This is a genomic window from Bacteroides sp. 3_1_23, from assembly GCF_000162555.1.
Lineage (GTDB): Bacteria > Bacteroidota > Bacteroidia > Bacteroidales > Bacteroidaceae > Bacteroides > Bacteroides ovatus.
Window position 1 is genome coordinate 158216 of sequence record NZ_GG774950.1, and the last position, 15016, is coordinate 173231.

General features: G+C 41.7%; 10 protein-coding genes. 7 read left to right on the forward strand and 3 right to left on the reverse strand.

Going from position 1 to position 15016, the window contains the following annotated elements:
• Nucleotides 1-211 precede the first annotated feature (211 nt).
• The gene (locus tag HMPREF9010_RS11980; protein WP_008649040.1) at nt 212-2128 is read left to right on the forward strand and encodes an Ig-like domain-containing domain; all 1917 of its coding nucleotides are present in this window, start codon (nt 212-214) and stop codon (nt 2126-2128) included.
• The gene (locus HMPREF9010_RS11975; protein WP_008641759.1) at nt 2073-2948 is read left to right on the forward strand and encodes a DUF3108 domain-containing protein; all 876 of its coding nucleotides are present in this window, start codon (nt 2073-2075) and stop codon (nt 2946-2948) included. Before HMPREF9010_RS11980 ends, HMPREF9010_RS11975 begins: the two co-directional genes overlap by 56 nt.
• Before the next feature lie 169 nt (nt 2949-3117).
• On the opposite strand, the gene HMPREF9010_RS11970 is transcribed toward HMPREF9010_RS11975, so the two are convergent.
• The 3 genes from HMPREF9010_RS11970 to HMPREF9010_RS11960 form a co-directional block, all read right to left on the reverse strand.
• Nucleotides 3118-3528 (reverse strand): PaaI family thioesterase, encoded by a 411-nt coding sequence (locus HMPREF9010_RS11970; protein WP_008649042.1) that lies wholly within the window; start codon nt 3526-3528, stop codon nt 3118-3120.
• Nucleotides 3529-3560: 32 nt separating this feature from the next.
• Nucleotides 3561-4553 (reverse strand): FecR family protein, encoded by a 993-nt coding sequence (locus tag HMPREF9010_RS11965; protein WP_008649044.1) that lies wholly within the window; start codon nt 4551-4553, stop codon nt 3561-3563.
• 101 nt (nt 4554-4654) lie between these two features.
• The gene (locus tag HMPREF9010_RS11960; RefSeq protein ID WP_004298328.1) at nt 4655-5251 is read right to left on the reverse strand and encodes an RNA polymerase sigma-70 factor; all 597 of its coding nucleotides are present in this window, start codon (nt 5249-5251) and stop codon (nt 4655-4657) included.
• A gap of 405 nt (nt 5252-5656) precedes the next feature.
• Between HMPREF9010_RS11960 and HMPREF9010_RS11955 the strand changes: the two genes are divergently transcribed.
• The 5 genes from HMPREF9010_RS11955 (at nt 5657) to HMPREF9010_RS11935 (ending at nt 14983) form a co-directional block, all read left to right on the forward strand.
• A complete protein-coding gene (locus HMPREF9010_RS11955) occupies nt 5657-7381 on the forward strand; it encodes a hypothetical protein (RefSeq protein ID WP_008649046.1) in 1725 nt (574 codons plus the stop codon).
• A 57-nt stretch (nt 7382-7438) separates the two neighbouring features.
• Complete coding sequence (locus HMPREF9010_RS11950; RefSeq protein WP_008649047.1) at nt 7439-10939, forward strand: TonB-dependent receptor; 3501 nt, start codon at nt 7439-7441, stop codon at nt 10937-10939.
• 91 nt (nt 10940-11030) lie between these two features.
• Nucleotides 11031-12791: a RagB/SusD family nutrient uptake outer membrane protein gene (locus tag HMPREF9010_RS11945; RefSeq protein ID WP_008649049.1), complete on the forward strand. Its 1761-nt coding sequence runs from the start codon at nt 11031-11033 to the stop codon at nt 12789-12791.
• A 47-nt stretch (nt 12792-12838) separates the two neighbouring features.
• Nucleotides 12839-13903, forward strand: a complete 1065-nt coding sequence (locus HMPREF9010_RS11940; protein ID WP_008649051.1) for a family 43 glycosylhydrolase — start codon at nt 12839-12841, stop codon at nt 13901-13903.
• A 3-nt stretch (nt 13904-13906) separates the two neighbouring features.
• Nucleotides 13907-14983, forward strand: a complete 1077-nt coding sequence (locus HMPREF9010_RS11935; protein ID WP_008649058.1) for a metallophosphoesterase — start codon at nt 13907-13909, stop codon at nt 14981-14983.
• Nucleotides 14984-15016: the final 33 nt, after the last annotated feature.

Consider the following 15016-nt stretch of genomic DNA (forward strand, 5'->3'; position numbering starts at 1 on the left):
AACTATAGTGTTCTTTGCGGAACACTATAGTGGAACGAAAAAAGATTAGGCAACAAAGGTAATCTCTTTAGGCAATAAAACTAATTATATTAGCAGGAAAAAAATAAAAACGTCGCAAATATTGTTTATTACCTTAAGTCACCCTTTCCTTTTTTAATAAATTAGCTAGAAAGTGTGGTGTTTATTGAATAAGAACGCTTATTTTTGCAGCATGTTACAATTTGAGAATCAAAAGATAAAGCAAATAGTTCGCAAGGTGCTTCCGGTAGTAACGCTGGGAGCTATGTTATATTCCTGCGCCAGTATTGGACGGCCGGACGGAGGCCCTTATGATGAGACGCCGCCCCGTTTCATCGGTAGTACTCCTGCTGCGGGCGCTCTGAATAATGAAAGGACTAAAATTTCTTTGATGTTTGATGAGTTTATTAAGCTGGAGAAAGCAACCGAAAAAGTCGTTGTTTCTCCTCCCCAGATACAGCAACCGGAAATCAAGGCTTCCGGCAAGAGAATACAAGTCAACCTACTCGACTCTTTGAAGCCTAACACGACCTATACGATTGACTTCTCGGATGCAATTGTCGACAATAATGAAGGTAACCCGCTAGGGAATTTTGCATTTACGTTCTCTACCGGTACGGAAATCGATACGATGGAAGTAGCAGGAACGATGCTCGATGCCTCTAACCTGGAGCCTATTAAAGGTATGCTTGTCGGACTACATTCCAACTTGAACGATTCGGCTTTCAACAAATTGCCTTTCGACCGTGTGGCACGTACGGACAGCCGTGGGCGTTTCTCTATCCGGGGTATAGCTCCCGGCAAGTATCGTATCTACGGTTTGATGGATGCCGACCAGAACTTCACTTTTAATCAGAAGAGCGAGATGATCGCTTTCCATGACTCGTTGATTATCCCTCGTATGGAAGAACGTATCCGCATGGATACGGCTTGGGTGGATTCATTGACTTATGACACGATTGTTGAGAAGAAATATATGCATTATTTGCCGGATGATGTCATCCTCCGTGCCTTTAAGGAACTCAATTATTCGCAATACCTTATCAAGTCGGAAAGACTGGTTCCGCAGAAGTTTACGTTCTATTTTGCAGGTAAGGCAGATACTTTGCCTGTATTGAAAGGCTTGAACTTCGATGAAAAGGATGCTTTTGTTATCGAAAAGAATCAGCGGAACGACACCATCCATTATTGGGTAAAAGACTCCCTGCTCTTTAAGCAGGATACGCTGGCCATGAGCCTGACTTATCTTTATACGGATACATTGAATCAGTTAGTGCCCCGTACGGATACGCTCAACCTCGTTTCGAAGCAGAAATATAAGAAAGAGGAGCCGGATAAGGACAAAAAGAAAAAGAAGAAAAAGAAAGGTGAAGAGGATGAACCCGAACCGACAAAATTCTTGCCGGTAAATGTCGGTGCTCCTTCGTCAATGGATGTATATGGTTCTATCTCTTTGAGTTTTGAAGAACCGATAGCCAGTTTCGATACTGCGGCCATCCATCTACGGCAAAAGGTAGATACGCTCTGGAAAGATATACCATTCGACTTTGAACAGGACTCTGTGAATCTAAAGAGGTTCAATCTGTATTATGATTGGGAGCCGACACTGGAATATGAATTTTCGGTAGACTCGACTGCGTTCCATGGTATATACGGATTGTTTACAGACAAAATAAAACAAGGGTTCAAGGTGCGTAGTTTGGAAGAATATGCCAAAATCACGTTTGTGGTGACGGGAGCGGAACCTAATGCTTTCGTTGAACTGTTGGATGCGCAGGATAAAGTGGTACGCCGAAGAAGAGTAGAGGAAGGAGGTTATGCCGACTTTTATTACTTAAATCCCGGTAAGTACTCCGCCCGGTTGATTAACGACCGGAATGGAAACGGTGAATGGGATACCGGCAATTTTGAAAAAGGGGTGCAGCCCGAAGAGGTGTATTATTATAATCAGATTTTAGAGCCGAAAGCCAACTGGGATCTAGAACAAAGTTGGGATATTCATGCAGTTCCGCTGGATAAGCAAAAGCTGGATGAACTTAAAAAACAAAAACCAGATGAAGACAAGAAGAAAAAGGATCGGGAACGAAATAGTCAGAACCGCCGTCGTTAGCGTTCGACGCAATTTTATTATCGGATTAGTGGCCTTACTGATGGGAGCTTTCGCCCTCCCAGCCAGTGCTCAATGTGAAGCGAAGAATGATGCGTTTCAATCCGGCGAACACGTAATGTATGATTTATATTTTAACTGGAAGTTTGTCTGGGTGAAAGCCGGACTTGCCAGTCTGACGACGAATGCTACTACTTATCATTCACAACCTGCCTACCGGATTAACCTGCTTGCTTTGGGCAGTAAACGGGCAGACTTCTTTTTCAAGATGCGCGATACGCTGACTTGTGTGATCGGTGAAAAACTGGAACCGCGCTATTTCCGCAAAGGTGCCGAAGAGGGAAAACGTTACACGGTTGATGAGGCTTGGTTTTCTTATAAGGACGGTCTTTGCCTCGTAAACCAGAAACGTACTTATCGGGATGGAGCGTTTGATGAATCTGAAGCTAGCGATAGCCGTTGTATATACGATATGTTAAGCATCTTGGCGCAGGCACGTTCTTACGACCCTGCAGATTATAAGGTGGGAGACAAAATCAAGTTCCCGATGGCTACGGGCCGTAAAGTGGAAGAGCAAACGCTTATCTACCGTGGAAAAGAAAATGTGAAAGCGGAGAATGGAGTTACTTACCGTTGCCTGATCTTCTCATTGGTAGAATATGATAAGAAAGGAAAAGAAAAGGAGGTGATTACTTTCTTCGTGACGGACGACTTGAACCATCTTCCTGTCCGTCTGGATTTATTCCTGAACTTCGGTTCGGCAAAAGCATTCCTGAATAATGTGACGGGTAACCGGCATCCGCTGACTTCTATCGTTAAATAGATATATAGAAAAAACGAAGGCATATCAGAAGTAAATGGCCCTGCCAACCTGTTATTTTTTAGACGCGGATAACGCGGATGACACGGATTTATTATCTTTTTATCCGTATCATCCGCGTTATCTGTTTCTAAAAGGTATACTTTTAAAAGTGTTGATGCGCTTTCCTGTTTTATTCCTGAACTTCGAAAGGCACTTTCTGATCCTTTCGGAATACGCTAGATTCAAAAGTTGCAATCAACTCTCCGTCTTGGTTTGTTATATCTACCTGATAGCAACCTGTACTTCGACCGATATAGCGTTCGCGTGCTTCGGCAAAGAGAGTATCTCCGGGGCCGCTGGCACGTAGGAAAGTAATAGTGGACGAGAGAGAGAAAGCTAGTGTACCGTGCGAGTTGGCAGCTGTGGCAAGCGCCAGATCTGCTAATGTGAAGATCGCTCCTCCTTGTGTGCGGGCACCTGCGTTAAGATGTTCGGGTTTTATTTCTAATTTGGCTTTACTGTAACCTTTGCGTACTTCCAGCAGTACTACTCCTGCATTTTCGGCAAACAGATCGTTCTTAAAAAACTCTTGTGCAGTCATGATATTATTTTTGAAGATTCTTTAATCGTTTCTTATTTTTTCAATGAATGGATATATACCTTATCTTTTTCAATTGAGTAGCTAAATTTATTTGTTTCAGACATAATATCCAATATTTTCTCCAAATTATTTGTTTCTATAATAAAACTTCCATGGAAAATCAAATTCTTGAGTTGCTCTGACTCAAATGCGAATGTCACATCAAATTGGCGCTCCAACTCTTTAGAAATGATCGACATAGGAACCTCATCCCAGAATACTTTGCAGTTGATCCACTGTTCAGCATAGTCAGCACTCTCGGTCAGCTTATAAGTTTGGTCAAGCTTATTAACTGTCATCGTTTGATTAGGCTTCATTATAAACTCTTGGTTGATGCACAATAAGACAATGGAACCTTCTAGGAGTGATACCTTTATATAATTCTCATCACCATAATTTTTAACGTTAAACTTAGTACCCAGTACTTTAATCTGTGCAGAGTCTGTTTGTACAACAAATGGATGCTCTCCATGCGCTACCTCAAAATACCCTTCGCCTTCCAGTCGGACATTGCGATTCTTCCGACTAAAACTCTCGGAGTAAGAAAGCTTGGAATCTGCGTTTAACCACACTATAGAACCGTCAGGAAGCTTCATTTTTAATTTCGATTTTCTTGGAGCGTATACTTCGGAAATCAAAGAATCATCAGGTGTTGTAAAATTATAAATTATAAAAGGAGTGGTAAACAGTAATATAATGATTGCTGCTGCGTAACCTGCATACTTTACAAATAAGGCTCTTCTTGCCTTTCCTGCCGGAGCACTCTTATGTTTACGGATTCGTTCCGCAAACCTGCTATAGGCACGTTCTTCGTGTACAGATGCATTTTCATACTCGGCAGACAGAAGCCAGATTCGTTTCTGCTGTTCAAAATATTCCTGATTCTCCGGATCGGAGTATACCCATTCGTTCAACTTATGCAAGTCCTCTTTGGTGATACTTCCCGAGAGGAAATCATATATCAGTCTGTCAAATTCTTCTTTCATACCATCTTAAACTTAATATCTATTGAAAATCATATACCTGCGCTATCATCAGGACAGTTTGTCAATAGAAGAAGTATAGTGAATTACTTTGCTTTTTAATATTAATTAAATATATTCGTAATAAACATTACAATCAGGGCAAGATAAGATTTTGCTGCTTCTTTCAGCTTATCCAGTGCACTTCGCATGTGATATTTCACTGTATGAATAGTGATTCCCATGATTTCGGCAATTTCTTCTTGTCTTTTGTTCTCAAAACGACTCAATAAAAATACCTTCCGGGTTTCCGGAGATAAGCCGTCAATCGTCTTCTGGATAATAGAATGTAGCTCTTTACCCTCTAAATGCTCAACCGGATTTTCGCCCAAGGACCATAAATCGCTGTAAATGACCAGGTCTTCTGACGAGCAGGCCGTTTCCCTTCTCACATATTCAAGCTGAAGATAATTGATACACTTATTGGCTACACTTCTGAAAAGGTAGTTCTTCAATGAGGTGTTAATTGTTATTTTAGAGCGGTTTTCCCATAGACTATACACCAAATCTTCTACTATAGATTCTGATAGATAAGAGTCTGTCAAATACCCTCTCGCTATCCGGCAAAGATCTGTATAGTAAGTTTTATAGATGTATCGGAATGCCTCCTCTTTACCCGATTTCAGGGCCTCGATAATCTCTGTTTCCAGGTTTTTTTCCATTATGTCTTTCAGAAATCGTATATTTGATTTATTAGTTAATATATTAAGGTGAATACTCACAGGTTCTGTTTCTCCGATGGATAATTCGGGGGCAAGGTATTGAAAAAATGTAAGATGACCAAACTCACTAATAAAAAGATGAGTTGAAGGGCTGAACGAATAAAAAAATCATTTCTCACTATACTTTTTATTAATCTGGCTGTCATATTAATGAATAGGCCAATAAAGCATATTTTAACCTGAATCTCTATGAATGGTAAAAAGAAGGATTGTAAAAGAGCATAGCGCGACACTCTTTTTTAAGTTATAAGGTATACAAACAGCTGTTTTAGTTTAGTCATGCAGGATAAAGATTGTTTTCAGGAATAACAGAAAATAAGCTATTTCTTATTTAAATAATATTGTATGAAGAAACTACATTTTCTATTAAGCACATTCCTTGTGTTTATATTCACGTCATGCGGAGAAGATGAACTGAAAGGTGTTGTCTTATCCGAAGATCCGGGGTACGTAAAAGAACCATTGGTAGCCATACAGGCAGAAGATGGCACAGGGAACTGGATAAATGGTCTTATTGACCAGAACAGTAGGGTCATAGCCTTAGATTTTCGCATTTTGGACGACCAAAGTGCGGTGAATGTGAAACTCAAACTGGCGGATGAATGGGCAAAGCCCATTGATCCGCTTACTACTGATGCTGTACTGGACTTGAGCAGCGGTATCACCCGTATTAAAGTGAATGATGGAGCAGATGATATCGAATATACCATTTTCAGCACTTCTACTCAGCTACTTCGAGGCGTAACGGCTACTTGTAACACAGAGCAGGTTAGTGCAAACTTTATTAATGGCATCGCTTCGTTACGTTTCAAACAAAACACTGCATTTGTAAACGTAGTGTTGATGCCGACCTTGGCAGATAACGCAGAAATCATCTCCACAGATCCCGTCAGTCAAAAGGATGAAAACGGAAACCTGATTGTTGACCTAAGTAGTACACTTACTATTACTGTAAAAGACAATACGAACAACATGACTAAAAAATATCAGTTGAGTGCTGTAAATGGAATTATTGACGCAGGGGTAAACTGGAAAAATATTACTGCTGATCTAAAAAGCCAACACAGTAGTATTTGTATTCCTGATTTCATGATTGTCTATGAAAATAAAAACTTGCATGGAAGGAGCGGTAATACGGGATGGTTGATAACTATTCCTGCCGGTAGAATAAATATGAAGGTTAGCTGGGATATGAATAAAGACAATGTAACATGGGCTGAACCCACTGCTCAACATCGTACAACAGCTATCATGAATGATAATATGGATTATTCATTGTTTGTTCCGGGATTGTCCGGGCAATTCTGGGTACCGATATTTTATAGCCTCGGGTGGAATGATAGTGGGCTGCTATCCGCACCGCGTCTCGGATATAACCTATCTACTTCTTTGAAGTATTGTCCGGGAACTCTGGGAATTACAGCTGATGGAAAAGCGGAGATTTCGTATGCAGAAGTGATAGATAATAACTTGTATAAGTTTACCAGCGGCGGAGCCGGCAAACAAGCTGCCAATGGGGTACAGTGGTCTCCAACCAGTGCTGTCAGTGGATATTCCTATCCGTTGCAAAAAGGGCAGATCATGATTGCCGGAGAAAATGCAGAACTTTACAAGACATTTGCCACTAATGAAGGAAGAAATACTTCGACCCGTAACAGAGGAATGGATGGAGCATTGTCAGGAAGTAATTCATGGGCTGCTAATCCGGTAAGCATTTGGACTTTTGATGGCAAGCCTGTAGGACGCCGGGCTGTCGGTATCACGGAAGAAGGAGACTTGGTCATTTTTGTAAGTAATCGTTTTACGAATTCTTATAACTCGGTAAAAGCAGCTTGGAATGTCTTTAGTGATGGCTCTTCTTTACGGGAAGTTGCTGTGGCATTGCAGGAAGTGGGTTGTACGGATGCCATTGTGTTTGGTGAGAACTATCATAGTCCTGTTGTTATTCGGGATGATAGTAGAGGGGTGCCTTTAGGAAAGGTAGCCGGTAGATACGACTGGGAAACGAACGGCAATGTTAAAAATGCGGATAATGAGGCTAGTTCGCAATCCTGGATAATGTTTAAATAAGAATATTGTAAAACAATGAGTTAGTAACAAAAGATATACACATAAAAACTTAAATCAATGAGTAAAATCATCAAATGCATGTTCTTCGTGCTATTAGCTGCAGTTCTTCCACTGTCGGTTCATGCACAACAGGTGACCTTACATTTGCAGGACGTAACGGTGCGCAAAGCGTTCCGGGAGTTGGAGGTCAAAGGAAATGTATCCTTAGTATATGAGAAAAATGATGTGGACCTGACCCGTAAGGTAACTGTAAAGGTAGATAATCAACCGATAAGCAAGGCACTGGATCAGATTCTGAAAGGGCAGGAGTTGATTTATAAAATAAAAGATAATCATATTATTATCACCCGGCCTGTCGTTCAGAAATCGGATAAGAAACGGCGTATCAATGGTGTCATCAGCGATGTCAATGATGAATTGTTAATTGGAGTATCGGTATCAATTCCCGGTACTAATATTGGCACGGTGAGTAATATGGAAGGGAAATTTGAACTGGAAATACCGGAGGACGCTAAGAAATTGCAAGTGTCTTATATCGGTTTTGACACGCAGGAAATTTCATTGTCGCCTGGCAAGACGACATTCAACATTGTAATGGGAGAGAATGTGAAAATGCTTTCAGAAGTAGTAGTGGTTGGTTATGGCACACAAAAGAAGGTGAACCTGACCGGTTCGGTTGCTACGGTAAATTTGGAAAAGGAATCACTTTCCCGTCCTTTGGTCAGTGCTTCGCAGGCGTTGAGCGGTATGACAGCCGGTTTGCAGGTGATGCAAAGCTCCGGGACTCCATATAATGAAGGCTTTTCTTTCAATATTCGGGGAGTAGGTACCCTGAACAGTTCTTCACCACTCGTGTTGGTGGATGGGATGGAGCAAAGTCTGAATAATGTAGATCCCAACGATATTGCTTCTATTTCCATCCTGAAAGATGCGGCCTCGTGTGCTATTTATGGTAACCGAGGGGCAAATGGGGTTATTCTGGTTACTACCAAAACCGGACAAACAGGAAAGGTCAGCGTGTCCTACAATGCTACTTTTTCACTGAATCAACCTACCAAACTGATAAAAACGGTATCTAACTACGCCAAGTATATGGAATTGATGAACGAAGCTGCTACTAATATAGGAGAATCTGCTCCTTTCAGCGACATTACCATCAATCAATGGCGTGAGGCGGAAAAAGATCCGAATGGCATTTCGGCTTCCGGCTATCCTAATTATGTAGCTTATCCTAATACAGATTGGTACGATGAGATATATAGTAACGACTGGATGATGAAACATTCGCTTTCCGTCACTGGACAGGAGGGACGTACCGGATATAATCTTTCTATATCTTATACTGACAATCCGGGATTAATCAAGGATACCGGATACCAACGCTATTTTTTGCGTGCCAATGTTTATTCGGATATTACTAAGTGGTTACGTATTGGTACTCGCGTATGGGGGTATCACACTGACCAGAAGAAAAGCGATACCGGTTCACTCACCAATATTAATACTCAAAAGATGATACCGGGCGTATATCCATATTATGACGGAAAATATGGTGCGCCGGAAGCGAACGAGGAAGATCCGCAATCTCACAATCCTCTGTGGGACATGGCACAATCGGAAGGGCATATCAAAAACACGCAGTTCTTTACTACTTTCTATGCCAACGTGAAGTTTCTGAAACACTTTTCATACGATGTTAATCTGAACTATAAAGATTACCGTTATGAATCGATGTCCGTAAATACGGATTATGGGAAATATAGTTTTAGTACAGATCAGTGGATAGCTGCCCCCAAAGATCCTGCCGATTTGTATACCCGTATGGCGTATGTCCGTGAAAACCATTGGAAATTAACGCACTTGCTCAACTATAACCAGACTTTTTATAAGCATGATATTGGTATGTTATTGGGCTTTGAAGAAGAACGTTTTGTCAAACGGACTACCGACACTGCCAAACTTGGATTAATAGATTCGTCTGTGGGTGATTCAAGTTCTGCTACTACTCCTTCTTCCATAGGTGGTACAGGTGAGGAATTTACATCCCGTTCTTACTTCGGTCGTATTAACTATGCTTTCGACAGCCGTTATTTATTCGAGGTTAATATGCGTTATGACGGTTCCTCCCGTTTTGCTCCGGATAATCGCTGGGGGCTTTTTCCATCTTTCTCTGCCGGGTGGAGAATCAGTGAAGAGAGATTTATGAAAGGACTTCCTATCGACAATCTGAAATTACGTGCTTCGTGGGGTAAGTTAGGGAACAATGCGATTGGTAACTACGAATGGCAGGCTGTATATAACTCGGCAAAGTACGCGTTTGGTGGTAGTCTTAATAACGGATTGGCAGTCACTTCTATCTCTAATAACCTGTTGGAATGGGAGAGCACTGCTATTACGAACATTGGTGTCGACTTTGCAACTCTTAGAAACCGTCTGACGTTTGAGGCTGAATTTTATAATAAAGTAACGGATGGAATCTTATATCGCCCTGATATGTATATGTCTCTCGGGACAGCCAGTGGCCCTCGTCAGAACATTGCGGAAGTGACTAACCGCGGTATTGAAATGACCCTGAATTGGCAAGACCGTATCGGTAAAGTAGAATATCGTGTATCCGGTAACTTTGCCTATAACCAGAACAAGGTCAGTAAATACAAAGGAGAGTTGCAGCGTGGCTGGGTGACAGATGAAAACGGGAACCGTGTTTATCAAACCAATATCGGTGATGTCTCTACCGGAGGATCTACCCGTGTAATAGAAGGTAAAATGATTAATGAATACTATATGTTGCAACCATATAAAGGTAATGGAAACGGCTTTAACGCAGATGGAACAGTCAATATCAACGGTGGTCCGAGAGACGGAATGATCCGTACAGTAGACGACATGAAATGGCTGAATGCTATGGTAGGGGCAGGGTATAAGTTCTATCCGCGTCAGAACGTCAGTAAGAGTGGCATTTGGTATGGTGATTACATCTATGCTGACTTAAATGGCGACGGTGTATATGGTAATGACGCTGATAATGAGTTTCAGGGATGCTCCAATGTGCCCAAGTATAACTTCGGTCTGCAGGCAAGCGCTAATTGGAAAGGCTTCGATTTCTCCATGAACTGGTCCGGTGCGGCAGGTTTCAAGATTTACTACTATCGTTTGGCATTGAACAGCAGTGCTACCATCAAAGGATATGCTATCGGGGAAGCAATAGCAAACGATCACTATTTCTTTGATCCCAAAAATCCCAATGATCCTCGCACGAACTTGAGTTCAAAGAATCCTCGTTTGACAAATAACTCCGGTAACGACCAAAGTGGTATGACACAGTCATCAGTACATTTGCAAAAAGGGGATTATATTAAACTGAAGAACCTGACTATCGGATATACATTGCCTGCTGTCCTGTCGAAAAAAGTATATGCACAGAATATCCGTTTCTTTGCTTCCGGTGAAAATTTATTTACCATTACCGGGTATGAAGGAATGGATCCGGAAATGCGTACCGCAGTGGGATATTCTACTATGAGACAATATGCATTCGGTGTAAATATCACTTTCTAAACTTACTCTAGAACGATTTTATGATGAAAAACAAATAAAAATATTTCGGAAATTAGTAAGATGTGCATCTATTGCCTTGCTGTCTTTCTCTATGGCTGGATGCGGTGCGGACTTTTTAGATACTACTCCTACCAATAACATAAGCGGTAGTAGTATCTGGACGAAAGCAACTTTGGCCGAACAGGCTGTTATCGGCGTATATAATGTCTTTCTGGATCAATATTGTCCTAACTCCGGCATTTTGGATTCGCACCGGATTCCATGGGATGCTTATTCTTCTGTGATGGATACAGACAAGAACTGGATTAAGCGAATGCCTAATTGTACAGGAGCAGCTACTCCCTCAAGTGGCCTGTTCAGTGATATTTATAAACGTTTTTATACTTTTATCTATCGTGCTAATGATGTGATAGATAATATTGGTCAGGTTCCTGATATGTCGACCGGAGAGAAGCAACGGGCTATCGCCGAATGTAAATTCTTGCGTGCATTTGCTTATATGCGCTTGAATATCTTGTATAAAGGAGTGCCGTTATATATGAATGCAATCACGAGTCCTGAAAACGGTAACAAAGCCCGTTCTTCAGAAGCGGATGTTTGGGCGGCTATACTCCAGGATCTGACAGATTGTGTGAATGAACCCAATCTACCGGGTAAATATAATTCGGGTGACTCTAACTATGGACGGGTAACCAAAGGAGCTGCTTATGCATTACGCGGACAAGTATATATGTGGCAGAAGAATTGGGAGGCGGCGGTTGATGATTTTAATTCTGTGGCTGACTGTGGCTTCGGGTTATATACTAAGGCCGGTGCTACCAGTTATAAGCAGTTGTTGAAAATAGCAAATGAACAATGTGAAGAAATGATATTCTCTGTGCAATGCATCAAGCAATACGGCTACTCCAATACAAGGAACATCACTTACGGCAACCGTTGTACAGCAGGTTCTATGTGGAATAACTATTTGCCTAATCCGCATTTTGTAGAATCTTTTGAGACGGCGACCGGAGAAAAGTTTAATTGGGATAACTACTTGCCGGGCTATAGTGCGATGAAAGAAAAAGAACGTGTGGTGTTTTTTCTACGCGATGGACTGTCTGCGGCGGAAAAGGAACGTATGGCTGCCTATGGGGCAGATATGAACAAATATCTGGATAGTGGCAATGAAGCACGTATCAAAAAAGCTTACGAGAGCCGTGATCCACGTCTGCAAATGGCTGTCATTACCCCTTACGCACAATACAATGGCGCTTCTTCTGGAATAGCTCATACTTATACATTGCGTTGGCCTTATCGTGGCTCCGACAGTGCAGAGCCTTTTGATATCCGTACTGATACAAACGATAAGTTTTACTATCTATGGAGAAAGTTTGTTCCTGAAGGTCTGGAACAGACAGAACGTGATACTTATGGATTGGATATTCCATTAATACGCTATGCGGAAGTATTGCTCCTGAAAGCAGAAGCGCTAAATGAATGGGGAAGTACCCATGAAAGCGAAGCAATCAGATGTGTTAATGAAGTAAGACGTCGTGCAGGGCATGTCGAATTGAATAATGCAACTTATCCTGCTACGAAAGTTAACGGGCAGAGTGATTTGCGTGAACGTATCCGGAATGAGTATTACTGGGAAATCGGTGGCGAAGATTCCATGTATTTCCATGAATTGCGTTGGGGAACGTGGAAAGATAAGAAGTTTGATAATAATCGTAACGGTCTGATGCAGATGTGGGGTGAAACGACTTATACCTGGTACTGGTTGGGAGATCAGTGCTGGAGCTGGCCTATTCCTGCTAAAGAAATGGAAATGAACTCGAATTTGGAACAGAATGAAGGTTGGATAAATTAATCTTAGTTTTAACTAATAAAGTATATATGAAAAAATATCTTTTTTAATTGCGACAGCATTGTGTATCATGGCATGTTCCGGTGGCTCTGACGAACAACCGGATGGGCCGGGTAACGGTAATGGAAATGGGGGGTGGGGGGAGTACACCTAACCCTGTTTCATTCTCCAATCCTATAGTCGGCAAACAGTTGCCTGATCCGACTATAATTCATGCGGCAGACGGGAACTTTTATTTGTATGTTACCCAACAGGATAATATCTATATTCCGATTTACAAATCTACTAATATGACACAGTGGACTTATGCTGGGGCAGCCTTTCTGCAAAAACCGAACTGGCAGCCGGACACTCGCTTATGGGCTCCGGACATTAACTATATCAATGGCAAATATGTGCTCTATTATACTCTCGGGCACTGGGACTTGCCTAAGAATAGTTGTATCGGGGTGGCGGTCAGCGACTCTCCTGTAGGACCTTTTACGGATCACGGAAAACTTCTTGACTACAATTCTGGTACTATGCAGTGCATCGACCCTTGTTATTTTGAAGATAATGGTAAGAAGTATCTTTTCTGGGGAAGTTATAATAGTACTTCTAAAGGCTATGAAGGAGGTATCCGTTATGTAGAGTTAAGTGCTGACGGTCTATCCATTAAAGGGGCTGTTTCCGAAAAGATAGCGGGTCCTTCAATAGAAGGCATCATGGTTCATAAACGCGGGAATTATTATTATCTATTTGGCTCTACGGGTAGTTGTTGTGAAGAGGAAAGAAGTACGTATCGTGTAGTGGTGGGGCGTTCTAAAAATATCGAAGGTCCTTATGTGGGTAAAAACGGTACTGTGATGAAAGAAAATAGTAGTTATAATGAAGTAATTCTACAGGGTAATAACCTGTTTGCCGGAACCGGACACAATTCCGAAATTATCACGGATGACGAGGGTAATGACTGGTTCTTCTATCATGCCTGGCAGAAAGCGAAAATAGATAATGGTCGTCAATTGATGTGTGACCGCATACAATGGAGTAGTGATGGCTGGCCTTATATTACTAATGGCACACCGGCATCCGTATCTCGTGCACCTGTATTTAAAAACGAAGAAGAAAAAGAGTAACTTATGAAACTATTCAACTATTTATTGGCCGGGATATTGTGTGCTTCTGCTACTTGTCTCCCGGCGCAGCATCGGGCTGATCCCCAGAAATTGGTCAATCCGGAATCCTTTTCTATGATTTTGCTCGGTGATCCACAGGGATATACCAAGTATGATATTAACCAGCCGCTTTTTGATCTTTGTACCGCATGGATTGCGGACAATATAGAGTCGCTTAAAATTAAAGCTGTCCTTTGTACAGGCGATTTGGTGGAGCAGAATGATAATAATGTATTAAACCGTAAGATGCTGAACCAGACCAGTCGTGAAATGTGGGAGGCAGCATCGCAGGCTTTGAAAAGACTGGATAACAAAGTACCTTATATTATTGCCGCAGGCAATCATGATTATGGATACAAAGCCGCAGAAAACGGTCGTACTTATTTTCCTGATTATATTCCTTTTGAACGAAATTCTACCTGGCGGAATATCTGTGTCAGTGAATTTCCTAATCGTGAAGGCAGGGCGTCTTTAGAGAATTCGGCTTTTGAGTTTGATGAGCCGGGATGGGGAAAGATTTTGGTTATAGCAGTAGAGTTTGTGCCTCGTGATGAAGTGCTGCAATGGGCGAAAAATTTGGTAAACAAGCCGGAATACAAGAATCATAAGGTGATTTTTATCACTCATTCTTATCTTGATATAGGTAATAAGCGCGTTACGAAAGATGGGTATAAGATTTCTCCACAAAACTCGGGGCAGGCTATTTGGGAGAAACTTATTTATCCTTCTTCCAATATCCGTCTCGTACTTTGCGGACATGTGGGAAGAGGCACCGGTGAATATGAGAATAATGTGGCTTATCGGGTGGATAAGAACAGTGCCGGGAAAGATGTATCACAAATGACGTTTAATGTACAATATGTAGGAGGCGGTCCGGAAGGGAACGGAGGGGATGGTTGGCTTCGCATTCTGGAATTTATGCCGGATGGTAAAACGATCAAAGTACGTACTTATTCTCCCTTGTTTGGGATTTCAAAATTGACCAGGCATCTGGCACATCGTACGGCACCTTACGATCAGTTTGATATTATATTGGAATAACTTGACCTAGTAAAAATACTCTTAATAGAAATA

Excerpts from the sequence above, each read along its gene's own strand:
- HMPREF9010_RS11980 (WP_008649040.1), top strand. The coding sequence starts at position 212 with ATGTTACAATTTGAGAATCAAAAGATAAAGCAAATAGTTCGCAAGGTG.
- HMPREF9010_RS11975 (WP_008641759.1), top strand. The coding sequence starts at position 2,073 with ATGAAGACAAGAAGAAAAAGGATCGGGAACGAAATAGTCAGAACCGCC.
- HMPREF9010_RS11970 (WP_008649042.1), bottom strand. The coding sequence starts at position 3,528 with ATGACTGCACAAGAGTTTTTTAAGAACGATCTGTTTGCCGAAAATGCA.
- HMPREF9010_RS11965 (WP_008649044.1), bottom strand. The coding sequence starts at position 4,553 with ATGAAAGAAGAATTTGACAGACTGATATATGATTTCCTCTCGGGAAGT.
- HMPREF9010_RS11960 (WP_004298328.1), bottom strand. The coding sequence starts at position 5,251 with ATGGAAAAAAACCTGGAAACAGAGATTATCGAGGCCCTGAAATCGGGT.
- HMPREF9010_RS11955 (WP_008649046.1), top strand. The coding sequence starts at position 5,657 with ATGAAGAAACTACATTTTCTATTAAGCACATTCCTTGTGTTTATATTC.
- HMPREF9010_RS11950 (WP_008649047.1), top strand. The coding sequence starts at position 7,439 with ATGAGTAAAATCATCAAATGCATGTTCTTCGTGCTATTAGCTGCAGTT.
- HMPREF9010_RS11945 (WP_008649049.1), top strand. The coding sequence starts at position 11,031 with ATGGCTGGATGCGGTGCGGACTTTTTAGATACTACTCCTACCAATAAC.
- HMPREF9010_RS11935 (WP_008649058.1), top strand. The coding sequence starts at position 13,907 with ATGAAACTATTCAACTATTTATTGGCCGGGATATTGTGTGCTTCTGCT.